13 protein-coding genes are annotated in these 16,408 nt (G+C 37.5%); 12 read left to right on the forward strand and 1 reads right to left on the reverse strand.

Annotated elements, in window-relative coordinates; genetic code table 11:
* The first annotated feature begins 4 nt into the window (after nucleotides 1-4).
* From FCR2A7T_RS04280 to FCR2A7T_RS04335, 12 genes are all read left to right on the forward strand, one after another.
* Nucleotides 5-604, forward strand: coding sequence for an HPP family protein (locus tag FCR2A7T_RS04280; protein ID WP_023570057.1), 600 nt, complete (start codon nucleotides 5-7; stop codon nucleotides 602-604).
* Entirely contained in the window at nucleotides 604-993 is a 390-nt protein-coding gene (gene gloA2, locus FCR2A7T_RS04285) for an SMU1112c/YaeR family gloxylase I-like metalloprotein (RefSeq protein ID WP_035117309.1), read from the forward strand. Before FCR2A7T_RS04280 ends, gloA2 begins: the two co-directional genes overlap by 1 nt.
* An 86-nt stretch (nucleotides 994-1,079) precedes the next feature.
* Nucleotides 1,080-1,631, forward strand: a complete 552-nt coding sequence (locus FCR2A7T_RS04290; RefSeq protein ID WP_023570059.1) for an IS1096 element passenger TnpR family protein — start codon at nucleotides 1,080-1,082, stop codon at nucleotides 1,629-1,631.
* Nucleotides 1,632-1,714: 83 nt separating this feature from the next.
* On the forward strand, nucleotides 1,715-2,074 hold the full coding sequence (locus tag FCR2A7T_RS04295) for a four helix bundle protein (RefSeq protein WP_035117311.1): 360 nt from the start codon (nucleotides 1,715-1,717) through the stop codon (nucleotides 2,072-2,074).
* Between the two features lie 40 nt (nucleotides 2,075-2,114).
* The gene (locus FCR2A7T_RS04300) at nucleotides 2,115-3,173 is read left to right on the forward strand and encodes a nucleoid-associated protein (protein WP_023570061.1); all 1,059 of its coding nucleotides are present in this window, start codon (nucleotides 2,115-2,117) and stop codon (nucleotides 3,171-3,173) included.
* Between the two features lie 99 nt (nucleotides 3,174-3,272).
* Entirely contained in the window at nucleotides 3,273-4,343 is a 1,071-nt protein-coding gene (locus tag FCR2A7T_RS04305) for a tyrosine-type recombinase/integrase (protein ID WP_023570062.1), read from the forward strand.
* A gap of 275 nt (nucleotides 4,344-4,618) precedes the next feature.
* The gene (locus FCR2A7T_RS04310; protein ID WP_023570063.1) at nucleotides 4,619-6,295 is read left to right on the forward strand and encodes a hypothetical protein; all 1,677 of its coding nucleotides are present in this window, start codon (nucleotides 4,619-4,621) and stop codon (nucleotides 6,293-6,295) included.
* 70 nt (nucleotides 6,296-6,365) lie between these two features.
* On the forward strand, nucleotides 6,366-7,262 hold the full coding sequence (locus FCR2A7T_RS04315) for an ABC transporter ATP-binding protein (protein WP_023570064.1): 897 nt from the start codon (nucleotides 6,366-6,368) through the stop codon (nucleotides 7,260-7,262).
* A gap of 10 nt (nucleotides 7,263-7,272) precedes the next feature.
* Nucleotides 7,273-8,112, forward strand: a complete 840-nt coding sequence (locus FCR2A7T_RS04320; protein ID WP_023570065.1) for an ABC transporter permease — start codon at nucleotides 7,273-7,275, stop codon at nucleotides 8,110-8,112.
* 15 nt (nucleotides 8,113-8,127) lie between these two features.
* The gene (locus tag FCR2A7T_RS04325; RefSeq protein ID WP_023570066.1) at nucleotides 8,128-10,449 is read left to right on the forward strand and encodes a T9SS type B sorting domain-containing protein; all 2,322 of its coding nucleotides are present in this window, start codon (nucleotides 8,128-8,130) and stop codon (nucleotides 10,447-10,449) included.
* Between the two features lie 58 nt (nucleotides 10,450-10,507).
* Nucleotides 10,508-13,837 (forward strand): T9SS type B sorting domain-containing protein, encoded by a 3,330-nt coding sequence (locus FCR2A7T_RS04330; RefSeq protein WP_051369502.1) that lies wholly within the window; start codon nucleotides 10,508-10,510, stop codon nucleotides 13,835-13,837.
* Between the two features lie 18 nt (nucleotides 13,838-13,855).
* A complete protein-coding gene (locus FCR2A7T_RS04335) occupies nucleotides 13,856-14,479 on the forward strand; it encodes a hypothetical protein (protein WP_023570069.1) in 624 nt (207 codons plus the stop codon).
* A gap of 49 nt (nucleotides 14,480-14,528) precedes the next feature.
* Here FCR2A7T_RS04335 and typA read toward each other — a convergent pair whose 3' ends face one another.
* Nucleotides 14,529-16,328, reverse strand: a complete 1,800-nt coding sequence (gene typA, locus FCR2A7T_RS04340) for a translational GTPase TypA (protein WP_023570070.1) — start codon at nucleotides 16,326-16,328, stop codon at nucleotides 14,529-14,531.
* Nucleotides 16,329-16,408 lie beyond the last annotated feature (80 nt).

Consider the following 16,408-nt stretch of genomic DNA (forward strand, 5'->3'; position numbering starts at 1 on the left):
TAGCATGCCCACACACAAAATCAAACGCAATTACCGCAAAGCGAAATACGTACTTTACAAAGAAACCCTGGTTGATTTTAAAGAACATTTCTGGGCTTTTGTAGGCGCTTTTGTGGGAATGGGAATCATCGCCTACTTTCAGTACAATATGTTCCCGAAAGAAGACTTCGTCTTTCTGATTGGTTCTTTCGGAGCCTCTTGTGTGTTGGTGTATGGTGTAATTCAGAGTCCGCTTGCCCAACCGCGAAACCTTATTGGTGGCCATGTAATTTCGGCCATTGTAGGTGTTACCGCTGCCAAACTTTTCCCGGAGATGCTTTGGTTGGCTTCCGCCGTTGCCGTAGCTGGTGCGATTGTGTTCATGCAAATTACCAAAACCCTTCATCCTCCCGGTGGAGCCACTGCCCTTATTGCCGTTACCGGTTCGCCTGCAATTTTAAAACTGGGTTATTGGTATGTAATTTCACCCGTTCTAAGCGGTGCTTTACTGCTTTTGGTTATCGCATTAATTGTGAACAATATGACCGTCAACCGCCAATATCCTACCAATAAGAAGTTCACTAAGCTTAAAAAAGGAATTGTCAGCAGGATAAACAACAAATAATGTTACAACTCAATAAAATACATCATATCGCCATAATCTCTTCCGATTACGAAAAATCGAAACACTTTTACACCCAAATTCTGGGTTTGGAAATCCTTCAGGAAGTGTATCGGGAAGAACGTCAGTCGTACAAACTGGATTTGGCTTTAAATGGTGATTATGTGGTGGAACTGTTTTCGTTTCCCAACCCGCCCAAACGCGTTTCCCGACCGGAAGCAGCAGGATTAAGGCATCTGGCATTTGAAGTGAACGACATTGAAGCAACCAGAGCTTTCATCGTTTCAAACAACATCGAAGCCGAAACAATACGCGTGGATGAATACTCCCACAAACGTTTTTTCTTCATCTCCGATCCTGATGATTTGCCTATCGAATTCTATGAGAGCTGATTAAAATCTTATCAACAAAACGCATTTCTCAAATCTGAAATCTAAAATTATAATTACCTTTGACCTTTCAAAAAAATGATAAGGTCATGGTTTACAAATTCCGAGTAATCCTCGATGCAGAGGAAGATATTTTCAGAGACATTGCAATTCTAGAAGACGACACGTTAGAAGATTTGCACAACGCTATCGTTAATGCTTTTGGCTTTGACGGTACCGAAACCGGTTCTTTTTTCACTTGTGAGGACGATTGGACATGGAACGAAGAAGATGAAATTCCGATGTTCGACACCGGTGATGTTCCCGGCGAAATGAAAACAATGGCCGATTTCAAACTGAACGATTTACTGCACCGCGACAGTACAAAAATGGTGTATGTATATGATTTCTTCAGCATGTGGACGTTTTTCGTGGAATTAGCGGCAATCGAAGAAAAAGAAGACGGTGAAACTTACCCAACCTTATTATTCTCTCACGGTGAATTACCGGCAGAAGCAGCAACAAGCGGTTTCCGAGGCGCGGATGTTTCCAACGATGACATCTACGGTGATTTCGAAGACGAGTTTGACGAAGACGACATGGACATGTTCGACGGCGATGATTCGTTTGAGGATTTCGGTTACGAAGAGAATTGGAATTAATTTTCTTTTGAGTAACTGAGTTACTTAGTTTCTGAGTCACTTAGTTTTTGTATTTTTAAGAAAATTCTTAATAAATATAAAAAATGAGTACATTTAAAAATCTTCTGATTTGGCAGAAATCAATGACATTAGTTACTAAAACCTATGAAATAACGCAACTGTTTCCAAAAGAAGAACTTTTTGGATTAACTTCACAAATTAGACGATGTGCAGTTTCCATACCCAGTAATATTGCAGAAGGCTACGGAAGAGGAAGTAACAAAGAGTATCACCGATTTCTAACTATTTCCATGAGTTCCCTTTTTGAATATCAGACTCAAATTGAAATAGCTAAAAATATTAATTATTTAAACGAAAACGATTTTAATAAGCTGTACGAAAATAGCCGTGAATTAGAAGTAATGATGGTTTCTTTAATCCGAAAAGTAAAAGAAACAAATTAACTCAGAAACTAAGTCACTCAGCTACTCAGCAACTCAAAAAATGATTAACTTATTCAACACCCACATAGACAATTTGTCCATCCACCGCGTTGGAAACAAAAGTCGTAACGAAGCTATTTTCCTTTCAGAGCAACCGTATAATCTTAATGATGAGATTATGCCGCTTTTGAAAGAGTTTTTCTTTAAACCTTTCCGTGACAAAGAAGAAAATTATTATCAGTTTGCACACGATGTGGATTTGGATTACAATGAAATGTACAATTTTGCGAACGAGATTTTCGCGAATCCGAGCAACGTACATGAGGTTACTAAAAAAATTACCCGTCATTTGTTTGAGCAGTCCAACCATCCGCACATTAAAAACGGAGAAGTGTATGTGACTTACTTAACAAATGTATCAATTGACAACAATGTGGTGGACGCTATTGGTGTTTTCAAAAGTGAGCTAAAAGCGGATTTCCTTCAGTTTGAAGAGAAAGACACCAATTTGGAAATGATTCTGCAACAAGGAATCAATCTGAACAAATTAGACAAAGGCTGTTTGATTTTCAATTACAAAAAAGAAGAAGGCTACAAGATTTTAACTGTCGACAGCAACCGTTATGATGCACGTTACTGGTTAGAGCATTTCTTATCAGTAGATGCGTTTCAGGATGAGAATTTCATCACGAAAAAGTATTTGAAATTCTGTCAGGATTTTGCCAAAGAAGTAGTACTTCCGGCAGAAGACAAGAAAGAAGAAGTAATGTTCATGAACCGCGCCGTAAACCATTTTGCGAAAAACGACAACTTTGAAGAATCGTTATTCTTAAACGAAGTGATTGACAATCCGGATTTGATTTCGGAATTCAAAAACTATAAAGTAGACAAAGGTGAGAAATACTCTATCGAAGATTTAACCACCTTCCCTATTGCCAATGCAGCGGTTTCGGATGCACGTAAGAAAATGAAAAACGTTATCGAACTGGATACGAACATTCAGATTAAACTGGATTTCATCAACCCGGAAAGTGCCGAAAAATTTGTAGAAAAAGGCTGGGACGAAGAAAAACAGATGTACTACTATTTGGTGTATTTCAACAAAGAAAACAAAAGTTAGTTCCGAAATTGATTTCAAAAATAATCCTAAACAAAATCCTCATGCATTCATTTACATGGGGATTTTTCTTATATTTGATTCTATTAGATATACGCCATTATGATTGATTTAAAGCCTTTTACTTTTTCCTTTGGAAAACTTAATGACAAGAACGTCATTTTCATCCGATTTGAAAAAAATCAGAAACTTATTACCCAAATCAAGGCACTGAAAGATGCTAAGTGGGATTGGAATCTTATTACTTGGTATGTTCCGGACACTGCCGATTACCGAAAACTGTTTAATTTACCGGAAGATTTTGCTATTGGGAAATATGTTTTGTCCAAAATTTCAGAGGTCAATCAGACTGAAATACAACGACTTGTTCATCAACTTAAATTAAAAGGCTACAGTCCGAACACGATTCGTTCCTATGTGAGTGAATTTGCGCAGTATTTATATTATCTGAAAAATTTATCTGCAAATAAATGTGGGGAAAACGAAGTGCGCAACTACCTTATTTTCTGTATTGAAGATTTAAGACTTACTGAGAATTCATTACACAGCAGAATCAATGCCGTTAAATTTTATTATGAAAAAGTGTTGCTGCTGGAAAAGATCTTTCTGGAAATTCCACGCCCAAAAAAGCAAAGCAAACTTCCCAAAGCTTTAAATACTTATGAAGTAAAACGCATCTTTGACGTAACCGAAAACCTGAAACACAACACGATGCTGAAACTTTGTTATGGCATGGGGTTGCGGGTGAGTGAAATACTGAACCTTAAAGTTTCGAATGTGGACAGTAAAACCATGCGGGTACACATAGAGCGCGGCAAAGGGAAAAAAGACCGCTATGTAAATTTACCGGAAAGTATTTTGGAACAACTCCGCGCCTATTATCTGGAATACAAACCGAAAGTATATTTGTTTGAAGGACTGCACGGAGGACAATACAGTTCGCGAACCATACAGGAAGTGTTTAAAAAAGCCCTGGAAAAAGCTCGAATCACAAAAAAAGTAGGCATTCACAGTTTGCGGCACAGTTTTGCAACTCATTTACTAGAAAGCGGTACCGATATACGGTTCATACAGGAATTATTGGGACATAACGATATAAAAACTACGTTTGTTTATACGCATGTTACGGATAAATCTATTCGAAAGATTATTAGTCCGTTAGACAAACTTTAGTTTTCTGATAACACTTGTATTAACCTATTTAAGGTTTTTCACTATTTCGGCACCATTTTTTCTTGTTCAACACAACAATAAAGACTAAATTTCGTTGAGCTATTTTTTATCGCCACATTATGTTACAACGTTACCTTTTTATTTCTCTAGTAGTATTTTTCACTTGTCAGCCTATAATTGGGCAAGTGACCAGAATGCCAAGAGATACTACAAAGGTTTACAGTTACATTGAACGATATTCGAAAAAAAGGAAGTTTACCAAATTTGTACACAAATTGATTTTTAAGCCTACCGAACGGACAACTCCAACAAAAAAGAAGAAACAAACCCGTCAACAACAGAATGTCTTCAAAAAATACGAGTGCAAAATCATCCGAAACATCACTATTGAAGTTATGGATCCTTTTGGTTTTTCGATGGACGACCCTAACAGAACTCCTAAAAAATGGATTGAAAAGGCGGGAAATAGTTTGCATACGAAGTCAAAAAAATGGACCATCCGAAACCATTTATTATTCAAAAAAAATGACGAACTGGATTCGCTCTTGGTGAAAGAATCAGAACGTTTAATACAAAGACAGCGCTACATCCGCAATGTAAGCATAAAGCCGGTTCCTATAAAAAACAGTAAAGATTCGGTAGATATTTCCATCCTTGTTTTAGACTCCTGGAGTTTGATTCCCAACGGTTCCATATCGTCTACCAACGGAAACACGGAAATTACCGAAAGAAATTTTCTGGGATTGGGACATGAATTCGAAAACAATTTCAAACAACGGTTTACTGACAATACAACGGCTTACGGGATGCGTTACACCATTCCGAATTTCCGAAACACATTTATAAGTACCACTTTTATTTTTGATGAAGATTTCGATAAAAATTATGTCAAAGCAATAGGAAGCAATCGACCATTCTTTTCACCTTATACCCGCTGGGCAGGAGGTATCGGATTCGAACAACGGTTCTACAGGGATTCCATTGGCGATGCGAATGCTATTTTAGCGGTGAAAAATTTCAAATCGGAAACTCAGGATTACTGGGGCGGACATTCGTTCCGAATTTTCAAAGGAAATACGGAAGAAGACCGCATTACAAACCTTGTAACCACATTGCGCTTCCGAAACATCAAATATCTCGAAAGTCCGGATCTTGCCTACGATTCCATCAATTACTTCAGCAACTCGAAATTGTATCTGAGCAGTATCGGCATCACCTCCCGACGATTTGTTGAAAACAAATACCTTTTCAATTATGGAATTCCAGAATATGTTCAAATTGGAAAGACGTATGCCTTTACTACGGGATTTGAAGAAAAAAACAACAAACGAAGAGCCTATTTCGGAGGACGGTTTGCTTTTGGAGGATTCCACAGTTTCGGTTATTTCGGAAGCAGTTTTGAATTGGGAAGCTTCGTACGAGAAGGCATATCCGAACAAACCACTTTTAGGGCCGAAGCCTTGTATTTTACCGATTTGATTGAATTTGGAAAATGGAAATTCCGACAGTTTATCAAACCGCAATTAACCATTGGTAACAATCGTATTCCAACCAAAAGTGATTTGCTGAACCTCAGTGACGACAATGGCATTCAAGGTTTTAAGAATTCTGTTCAAGGTACCAAAAAATTTATAACAACATTCCAGACACAATCTTATATTCCGGGCAATTACCTTGGATTCCGTATGAGTCCTTTTTTCAATTTCTCAATGGGAATGCTTGCCGACCAAAACCGGAAATTATTCCAAAGTCCGCTCTATTCTAAATTCGGGATTGGCGTCTTAATCAGTAATGATTATCTTGTATTCAACAGTTTTTTACTGTCGTTTGCCTACTACCCTACTATTCCGGGAACAGGAGACAATATTTACAAGCTTAATTCCTTCAAAAACAACGACATCGACATGCTTGATTTTCAAATCGGAAAACCGGCAATTGTTCCTTTTCAGTAATTCTCATCCGATTCGGTAACAAAACCAGTCGTTGGTCGTCCTATTACTATCAATCAAAAAAAAAACAGCTTTGGAAACTATTCTTACCATTGAAAATCTAAACAAACATTACGGAAGGGTTCACGCCGTTAAAAATGTATGCTTTGAAATTAAAAAAGGAAATGTTTACGGGATTTTAGGTCCGAACGGAAGTGGAAAATCAACCACTTTAGGCATCATACTGAATGTCGTCAACCGAACATCGGGAGATTACAAATGGTTTGACGGAAAAATGGATACCCATCATGCCCTGAAAAAAGTGGGCGCCATCATTGAACGCCCCAATTTCTATCCTTACATGACCGCTGAGGAAAACCTTAGACTGGTTTGTAAAATCAAAGGAATCCATTACGACAAAGTGAATGAAAAACTGGAAGTTGTAGGTCTTTTGGATCGAAAAGACAGTAAATTCAGAACTTTTTCGCTTGGAATGAAACAACGGTTGGCTATTGCTTCAGCACTGCTAAACGATCCGGAAATATTAATTCTGGACGAACCTACAAACGGGTTGGACCCACAGGGAATCCGCCAGATTCGCGATATTATCAAACACATTGCTTCCTTAGGAACAACAATATTGCTGGCTTCACACCTTTTGGATGAAGTGGAAAAAGTATGTACTCATGTGGTTGTTTTGCGCAAAGGGCAAATATTATATTCCGGCACTGTAGACGGAATTATTGCCAACGAAGGTTTCTTCGAACTTCAGGCCAACGACACTATCAGGTTAAAAGAGATCCTGCAAAACCATCCCGCTGTGGATAAAATGGAAGACGAAGACGGAAAACTTTTTGTGTATCTGAAGTCACCATTAGAAGCCTCTGAATTAAACCGCTATTTATTTCAGAACGACATTATTCTAAACCATCTGATAAAAAGAAAACACAGCCTTGAAGAACAGTTCTTACAACTAACCAACCACAATTAATCCTCCTACGATGAAACGACTTTTAGATATAGAATTACAAAAACTCTGGAAAAACAGATCGAGCAAGATTTTAATCATTACTTATTTCGTACTGCTTTCCTTTATTGCCTTAATTGCTTCCATTAAATTTGAATTTGGCGCTTTTCAGCTTCACATCGCCGAACAGGGAATTTTTAATTTCCCTTACATCTGGCACTTTAACACTTATATTGCCGCAATCCTAAAACTGTTCTTAGCCATTGTAATTGTTTCCATGATGGCCAACGAATACAGCTATGGAACACTAAAACAAAACCTTATTGACGGGATGAGTAAAAAAGAATTCATTCAGTCGAAATTTTTAACGGTCATGCTGTTTGCCTTTGGCTCAACCGTTTTTGTTTTTGTAATGTCGCTTATTTTAGGCTATAGTTTTTCTTCGTATAATGAAATCGGAATTGTTTTTTCCGACTTAGAATACCTGCTGGCCTACTTCATAAAACTGGTTGGATTTTTCTCTTTCTGTTTGTTTTTGGGAATTTTGGTAAAACGATCGGCATTTGCCTTGGGCTTTTTATTTGTCTGGAACATTATCGAAGCCATTTCCATCGGATTAATGAAGTGGAATTTCTTTAAAGATACCGATGTTGCTGCCAAAGTGAGTCAGTTTTTCCCACTGGAATCGATGAGCAATCTGATAAAAGAACCTTTCTCAAGGCTTTCAGTAATTAAAAACGTTGGCGAAACCATTGGAGGTAAGGCATTTGAGAAAGATTATTCGGTTCATTATTATGAAATACTAATCGTGTTAATTTGGACAGGTATTTTTATGTTTATATCGTATAAAATACTTAAAAAAAGAGATTTGTAGTATCTTTGCGATACTATGCGTGAATATAAAATTCTTTTTTCGGTACTGTTGCTGCTGATTCTTTCCAATTTGGCATCGGCACAGACGATTACTGTCGACAATTCAAAAACACCAACACAACTTGTTCAGGAATTAATAACCACAGGAAGTTGCGTTCAGCCCACCAACATATCCATAAACGGTTATGATTTTGGTGGTGGTGAAAAAAGTTTTGCCTGGTTTGACAGTAACGGATCCGGTTTTCCGCTTGAAAAAGGATTGTTGATTTCCACCGGAAGAGCCAGTTCAGCCATTGGCCCGAATACTTCTTTGCTAAGTGAAGGACCAAGTTCATGGCCGGGTGATACAGATTTGGAAAGAGCCATAAACGAAACCAACACCATAAATGCAACGGTTGTGGAATTTGACTTTGTTGCGGTAACCAATTATGTCAGTTTCAATTATATTTTTTCATCAGAACAATATTTGTCGAATCCCGGCTCAAACCAATGCAATTATTCGGATGGATTCGCTTTTTTGCTGAAAGAAAACGGTTCGCCTTCAAACCAGAATCTGGCTGTAGTTCCCGGCACAACCATTCCGGTTAAAGTTACCACAGTTCGTGGTTCCGGAACGATTTGTCCGGCGGCCAATGCACAATATTTTGATGCTTTCAACGGCAGCAATCATCCCACCAATTTTAACGGACAAACTAAAGTAATGAACGCCGAAGCGGATATCATTCCCGGACGTTCCTATCATATAAAAATGGTCATAGCCGATCAGGGAAATAATCTTTATGATTCGGCCATTTTTATTGGTGGAAACAGTTTTAATAATGATTATGCCATGGGAGATGATCGTTTGATTGCAGACGGAAACCCATTGTGCCCCGGAGAAACGCTGACCGTAACACCCGATTATATCGTACCGGGCACCTTAAATTATACCTGGCTGAAAGACGGCATCCCCATTCCGGGATACACCAATGTTAGCTCACCTACTTATACGATTAATGCTGCGGGAGTATATACTTTGGTAGCCGACATCGGAACCTGCACTGTTCGTGGCTATATCCAGGTTGAATATGCTCCGATAACCGCCAACAATACATCTTTATCCCAATGTGATATCAATAATGACGGAATTGCCACTTTTAACCTGAACGATGCCGTTTCAGTAGTAACAGGAGGAAATTCAGCCATGACGGTTCAGGGATTTTACCGTACTATTTCAGAAGCGCAGAATCAACAAAACATGATTACCACTCCGCAAGCGTATCAAAACACCGCCGGAAACACTGTTGTGGCAAGAGTTAAAAACGGTTTTAATTGTGTGGCTTATGCAACCATCACACTCCAAGTAAACAGCAGTGTGGTTTTAAACCCTATACCAACTGTTGAAGTTTGCGATTATGATACAGACGCTCAGGACGGATTCAATCAATTTAATCTGACCAACATCACACAACAAATCACCAATAATAACACATTGCCATCAGGGGCTTTGATTCAGTATTTTGCTTCCAGTGCCGATGCTTTAAACCTTACCAATCCGTTACCGAATCCGTATTCCAATACAACTGCCTTTCAGCAAAACATTTATGCGAGAGTGATTAATACTACCGCCTGTTATGAAATCCTGCAGATTACTTTAAAAGTCAACTCTTTCTCTTCAAACTTACAAGATGAAAATGTTCCCATTTGTAGCGGCAACAGTATTATTCTTGATGTGGGGTCTGGTTACAGCAGCTATTCCTGGAACACTAATCCGGTAGAGACAACCCAATCGATAACTGTTTTACAATCAGGAAATTATTCAGTTACCGTAACAAATTCTGAAGGATGTTCGGCAACGAAAACTTATTTTGTCACAACTTCAGGTCCACCAACAATTACGAGTATTGAAGCAACGAGTTTTTCGGGAGCTGCCAATTCCATTACCGTTTATGTTACCGGTTCAGGTTCTTACGAATATTCGCTTAACAATGTCAACTATCAGTCCAGCGCTATTTTTACAGGAGTTTATCCGGGTGAATACACGGTGTATGTTAGGGACAAAAACGGTTGCGGCATGGATACCGAAACTGCTTACATCCTTGATTACCCAAGATTTTTTACGCCAAATGGTGACGGATACAACGATACCTGGAAAATTAAAAATCTGGACATCTATTATCCTAATTCTCAACTTTACATTTTTGATCGCTACGGAAAACTTCTCAAAGAAATTTCTGCATCAGGAGAAGGTTGGAACGGCACATTTAACAATACAGCATTACCATCAGACGATTATTGGTTCACCTTAACATTAAGCAACGGACGAATTATTAAAGGACATTTTAGTATGAAAAGATAAAATTTCTTACATTTGATAATTGCCGTAATTTTTTCATATGAAACCTTTATATTGCTTCATGCTATACCTTTTGTTTACGATTACCTGTTCTGCACAAGGTGAGGCAAACAATTGGTATTTTGGAAGTGGTGCGGGAATTAAGTTCATGCCAGACGGCTCTGTTGTTCCTCTTTCCGGAGGGCTACTTTTTACATTTGAAGGATGCAGTTCAATATCAAATGCTAATGGGGATTTACTTTTTTATTCAGACGGAAAAACAGTCTGGGACAGAAATCATGTCATTATGCCCAATGGAAATTACAACGCGGGTACAGGGCTATTGGGTGATCCCTCAAGTACACAATCTGCGATTATAGTTCCTAAACCCGGAAATCCTGACATCTATTATATTTTTACCGTAGACGAACCTCATCATGAAAATGCTGCAGTTTTTCCCGATCAAAATACAGATGTAACCCCAGATCAGGATGACGGATTCAATAACGGATTAAACTACTCTGTTGTAGACCTATCCGTTACCGGAACAAACGGCAGTATTGGAGACATTACACAGCGAAATGTTTATTTAGTAACCTACAATCCGTTAAACAATGGTGAAGTAGCCTATAAATGTTCTGAAAAAATAACCGCTGTAAAGAACAACAACGGAAGCGGATATTGGGTTCTAACCCATTTTGTAAATAAATTTTACGCTTTTAAAGTCAACAATAGTGGTGTAGATCCCAATCCGGTTATTTCTACTATAAATCCTTTTGTTTCCATAAACGGATACCGCAAAAATTCTATTGGTTATCTAAAATCATCTCCAAACGGAAGAAAAATTGCAATTGCACACAGTCAATTAGGAAGTATAACGGGTGGAACAGAAGGAAATGGGCAGATTATTCTGTATGATTTTGACAACACAACAGGCATAGTTTCCAATCAAAACACTTTAGTAACGGGTGGAAATCCTTATGGCATTGAGTTTTCTGCCGATTCAAAAAAACTCTATGCCACAAATGGAATAAACAACAACCTGTCCAGTCAATTATTACAATTTGATCTGACGACTGCCCCGATCAATCAGGTAGTTATTGACCAATCTAATTCAACAGCAGGAGCTCTTCAATTGGGGCCAAATAAAAAAATATACCGTGCTAATTTTTCAACACAAAGTAATATCGACACCCACTTAGGCGTAATCAATAATCCGGAAACAGCAGGACTCGGTTGTAATTATCAACAGCTTGGAGTAGAATTGGTTTACGGAACTTCTGCATTAGGCTTACCGCCTTTTATAACTTCGGTTTTTAACACCAGTATAGCGGTGACAAACATCTGTTTGGGAGATCCAACAACTTTCAGTATTCCGGCAAATCCAAATTTGGAAAGCATTCAATGGGATTTTGGTGATGGGAATAGTTCGTCGCAATTATCCCCAACCCACACTTACAGTACACCTGGTAATTATACCGTTAATGTTACCGTTACTGTTAATGGAAGTCCGGTTTCAAATGAACAGGTAGTTACCATTCATGAAACCCCAGTGGCTCATCCTATCCCAAATCAAACACTTAACCAATGTGATGATGACAGTGATCAGACATACAATTTTAACTTTGCATCGCTAACAGGTTCAATTTTGGGAAGTCAAAATCCTTCTACTTTTGAAGTCAAGTACTTTTTAAACAATCAGGATGCCATTAACAATACCAATACAATTGACCCAACGAATTACACCAATACAGTACCAACATTCACGGTATTTGCAAGAGTATCAAACAAAAACAACCAATTGTGCTATGATCTGACACAATTTACGGTAAATGTTTTCAAACGCCCTGTAATTAACTCACTTCCAGACATAATACTCTGCGATGACAATTCAGATGGAAATACCACCAACGGTCAAACCACTTTTAATCTTTCCTCATTAAACAATGGAATTTTAGGAACTCAAAACGCTGCTGACAGCACTATTTCTTATCATTTAAATCAATCGGATGCTGATTCCGACAGTAATCCTCAATCCCTTTTATTTTACAATACTGTACCCAATTTACAGTCATTGGTTGTAAGAATAGAAAACAATTTAAACCCTACTTGCTACAGTACCCGTCAATTTAATTTAATTGTGAATCCACTGCCCAATGCAATACCGGCTCAATTAACACAATGTGATTTTCAGGTGAACCCTGATGGCTTTACTACTTTTAATTTAACAGAAGCCAACAGTGTTTTAACTGGTAACAATCCGAATTACAGCACCTCATTTTATATTCAGGGAAACAGCACTACGCCAATAAACACCATTTACACCAATATCCAAAACCCTCAGATACTAAATGTTAGGGTAACCGACAATACAACGCAATGTTACAGTTACACTACTCTAACTTTAAATGTGAATGTGAATCCAACAACCACATTTAATTTAAGAAAATGTGATGCCGATGGAACAGAAGACGGTTATACTGAATTTAACTTATCCGATGCCGGTTATGAGATTCCTGGAAATACAACCAATTATTACCTTTCGGGTAATGATGCTTTATTGGAACAGAATGCAATTCCAACTCCACACAATTTCACCAATTCACAAGCAACCAACCAACGTGTTTTTGTGAGAATTGAAAATGGTAATGATTGTATTGGTGTTAACACCATCGATTTAACTGTCGACACATTACCGGATATCATCATTAATGATACCGATGTATTTTGTTTGAACAAACCCGATTCGACAGTAACATTAGATGCCGGAATCGGTTTCCAAAGCCCCAACTCATTTACTTATTTATGGACACCGGGCGGAGAAACAACTCCAAGTATTGGCGTTACCACTTCCGGAACGTATACCGTAACCGTAACAAATAGTACAAACTGTTCTAAAGAAAGAACGATTGTCGTAAAAAACTCAGATATTGCCCTAATTGAGTCCGTTTCCATAGTTGATTTATCAGACATCAATACGATAACCGTTTATGTTCAGGGAAATGAGGATGAATTTTTATACAGCCTTGATTTACCTGAAGGCCCTTTTCAGGATAGTAATTATTTTGAAAATGTCACCCCTGGAATTCATACGATTTACATCATCGATAAAGACGGTTGCGGAAAAATTTCAAAAGAAATTTCTGTCTTGGGTATTCCTAGTTTTTTCACCCCAAATGGTGATGGCTACAATGACACTTGGACTATTAAAGGCATGGAAAAAGGATTCTATGGCAACAGCACTATCTATATTTTTGACCGTTTCGGTAAATTACTGAAACAAATGGCTCCAGACGGAGAAGGATGGAATGGCATTTTCAATGGACAAATGCTTCCTTCAACAGATTATTGGTACGTAATTAATCTTGAAGACGGTAGAATTATTAAAGGGCATTTTACATTAAAACGATAACAATTAAACATAATTTTCATGACGATTAAAAACATAATCCTATTATTTTCTTTTATTCTATTTACAAGAACAATTCAAGCACAGGAAACAAAAAACTACCTTCTGATAATCAATAAAGACACTATCCAAACCGATTTAGAGTTAACCAATAAATACAAATTGAAAAACGGCGAGATGTTGGAAATTGTTGTCAAACAAAAAGAAACATCCGTTTACAATGACAACTTTATTTCGTTTTCCTATCCCAGTAACCTAAAGGTATCTGCAACCAAGCTGGACCAATCGATCAATCAGTTATCGATTTTAAAATCAACCGGCAATGGCTATATGATTCAAACCTATAGCAGTTTGAACCCAACCTCCATTATTGATTTAATGATTCATGAACTCACCAAAGAAAGCATTCGATACGGTTATAAGAAAGAAGAATTCCCGAGTGAGTTTAAAATTGCTTCCGGACAAACCTTAAGAGGGAAAAAAGTCATCCTTACCTACAAAGACGAAAAAGAAGTCTACAATGTATTGAGTTACGGTGGTGAAGATGAAGGAATTTTGGTGGTAACTTTAATGCTTAACGATGACTATCAAAAAGAAGACATGGTATTAATAGATTTGTTTCTGAAATCGTTGAGATTAATATAAGCAAAAAGCCACTCAAATGAGTGGCTTTTTTTATTTAACTGCGTTTCAATTATGAAATTTTGAAACGTTTTCTGTCATTTTCTGTCAAATAAATTTTACGTAAACGAATAGATTTTGGAGTAACCTCAACGTATTCATCTTTTTGAATGTATTCCAATGCTTCTTCCAATGAGAAAATAATTGGTGGAATAATTCTTGCTTTATCGTCATTTCCAGAAGAACGAACGTTTGTTAGTTTTTTCTCTTTCGTTACGTTAACACACATATCATCACCACGAGAGTTTTCACCAATAACCTGACCTTCATAAATTTCAGCATTTGGCTCTACGAAGAATTTACCTCTATCCTGTAATTTATCTAATGAATAAGGAATAGCTTTTCCTTTTTCCATAGAAATTAACGAACCTTTGTTACGTCCAGAAATTTCTCCTTTGTATGGTTCGTATCCAATAAAACGGTGCGCCATAATAGCCTCACCAGCAGTAGCTGTTAATAATTGGTTACGTAATCCAATAATTCCACGAGATGGAATATTGAATATAATAACCATACGATCACCTTTTGTTTCCATACTTAACATTTCACCTTTACGTAAAGTAACGAATTCTACTGCTCTACCAGAAAGTGATTCTGGTAAATCAATTGTTAATTCCTCAACAGGCTCACATTTAACGCCATCAACCTCTTTGATGATAACCTGTGGCTGACCAATTTGTAATTCATACCCTTCTCTTCTCATAGTTTCAATAAGAACCGATAAGTGCAATACACCACGACCAAAAACCATAAATTTATCAGCAGAATCAGTTTCAGCCATTCTCATCGCTAAGTTTTTCTCTAATTCTTTTGTTAGACGCTCTCTAATATGACGCGATGTTACAAATTTACCCTCTTTACCAAAAAATGGCGAGTCGTTAATAGTAAACAACATACTCATTGTTGGCTCATCAATAGCAATAGTTTGTAAAGCTTCAGGATTTTCAAAATCTGCAATTGTATCTCCAATTTCAAATCCTTCTACCCCAATGATGGCACAAATATCTCCAGCAACTACTTCTTCTACTTTTTTACGACCTAAACCTTCAAAAGTATGTAACTCTTTAATTCTAGATTTTGTTATAGTACCATCTCTTTTTACTAAAGAAATTGGCATATTTTCTTTCAACACTCCTCTTTCTAATCTTCCAATAGCAATACGACCTGTAAATGCTGAGAAATCCAAAGAGGTAATCAACATTTGAGGCGTTCCTTCCGAAACTTTTGGAGCAGGAACGTGCTCTAATACCATGTCTAATAATGGTTCGATGTTATCAGTTTGGTTTTTCCAATCGTCAGACATCCAGTTATTTTTAGCAGAACCGTAAACCGTTGGGAAATCCAACTGTGCTTCCGTTGCGCCTAATTCGAACATTAAGTCGAAAACTTTTTCGTGTACTTCTTCCGGAGTACAGTTTTCTTTATCTACCTTATTGATTACCACACAAGGTTTTAATCCTAAATCGATAGCTTTTTGTAATACGAAACGCGTTTGCGGCATTGGGCCTTCAAATGCATCCACCAATAAACAAACACCGTCTGCCATATTCAATACACGCTCAACTTCACCACCAAAATCGGCGTGACCGGGAGTATCAATAATGTTAATTTTTGTGCCTTTGTAAGTTACGGAAACGTTTTTAGAAGTGATGGTAATTCCTCTTTCTCTTTCTAAGTCGTTGTTATCCAAGATCAAATCACCTGTGTTTTCGTTTTCACGGAATAACTGACAGTGATACATAATTTTGTCAACCAGTGTTGTTTTACCGTGGTCAACGTGGGCAATAATCGCGATGTTTCTAATTGAAGTCATATACAAATTTTGAAGGTGCAAAAGTACAACTATTTTTTGAATTAAAAAGACTAATTATGAAGTAGTTAGCTAAAAATTAA

It is taken from the genome of Flavobacterium cauense R2A-7 (genome assembly GCF_000498475.1).
Classification (GTDB): domain Bacteria; phylum Bacteroidota; class Bacteroidia; order Flavobacteriales; family Flavobacteriaceae; genus Flavobacterium; species Flavobacterium cauense.

Bases quoted from the DNA above. Each gene is read 5' to 3' on its own strand.
- FCR2A7T_RS04280 (WP_023570057.1), top strand. From the start codon at position 5: ATGCCCACACACAAAATCAAACGCAATTACCGCAAAGCGAAATACGTA.
- gloA2 (WP_035117309.1), top strand. From the start codon at position 604: ATGTTACAACTCAATAAAATACATCATATCGCCATAATCTCTTCCGAT.
- FCR2A7T_RS04290 (WP_023570059.1), top strand. From the start codon at position 1,080: ATGGTTTACAAATTCCGAGTAATCCTCGATGCAGAGGAAGATATTTTC.
- FCR2A7T_RS04295 (WP_035117311.1), top strand. From the start codon at position 1,715: ATGAGTACATTTAAAAATCTTCTGATTTGGCAGAAATCAATGACATTA.
- FCR2A7T_RS04300 (WP_023570061.1), top strand. From the start codon at position 2,115: ATGATTAACTTATTCAACACCCACATAGACAATTTGTCCATCCACCGC.
- FCR2A7T_RS04305 (WP_023570062.1), top strand. From the start codon at position 3,273: ATGATTGATTTAAAGCCTTTTACTTTTTCCTTTGGAAAACTTAATGAC.
- FCR2A7T_RS04320 (WP_023570065.1), top strand. From the start codon at position 7,273: ATGAAACGACTTTTAGATATAGAATTACAAAAACTCTGGAAAAACAGA.
- FCR2A7T_RS04325 (WP_023570066.1), top strand. From the start codon at position 8,128: ATGCGTGAATATAAAATTCTTTTTTCGGTACTGTTGCTGCTGATTCTT.
- FCR2A7T_RS04330 (WP_051369502.1), top strand. From the start codon at position 10,508: ATGCTATACCTTTTGTTTACGATTACCTGTTCTGCACAAGGTGAGGCA.
- FCR2A7T_RS04335 (WP_023570069.1), top strand. From the start codon at position 13,856: ATGACGATTAAAAACATAATCCTATTATTTTCTTTTATTCTATTTACA.
- typA (WP_023570070.1), bottom strand. From the start codon at position 16,328: ATGACTTCAATTAGAAACATCGCGATTATTGCCCACGTTGACCACGGT.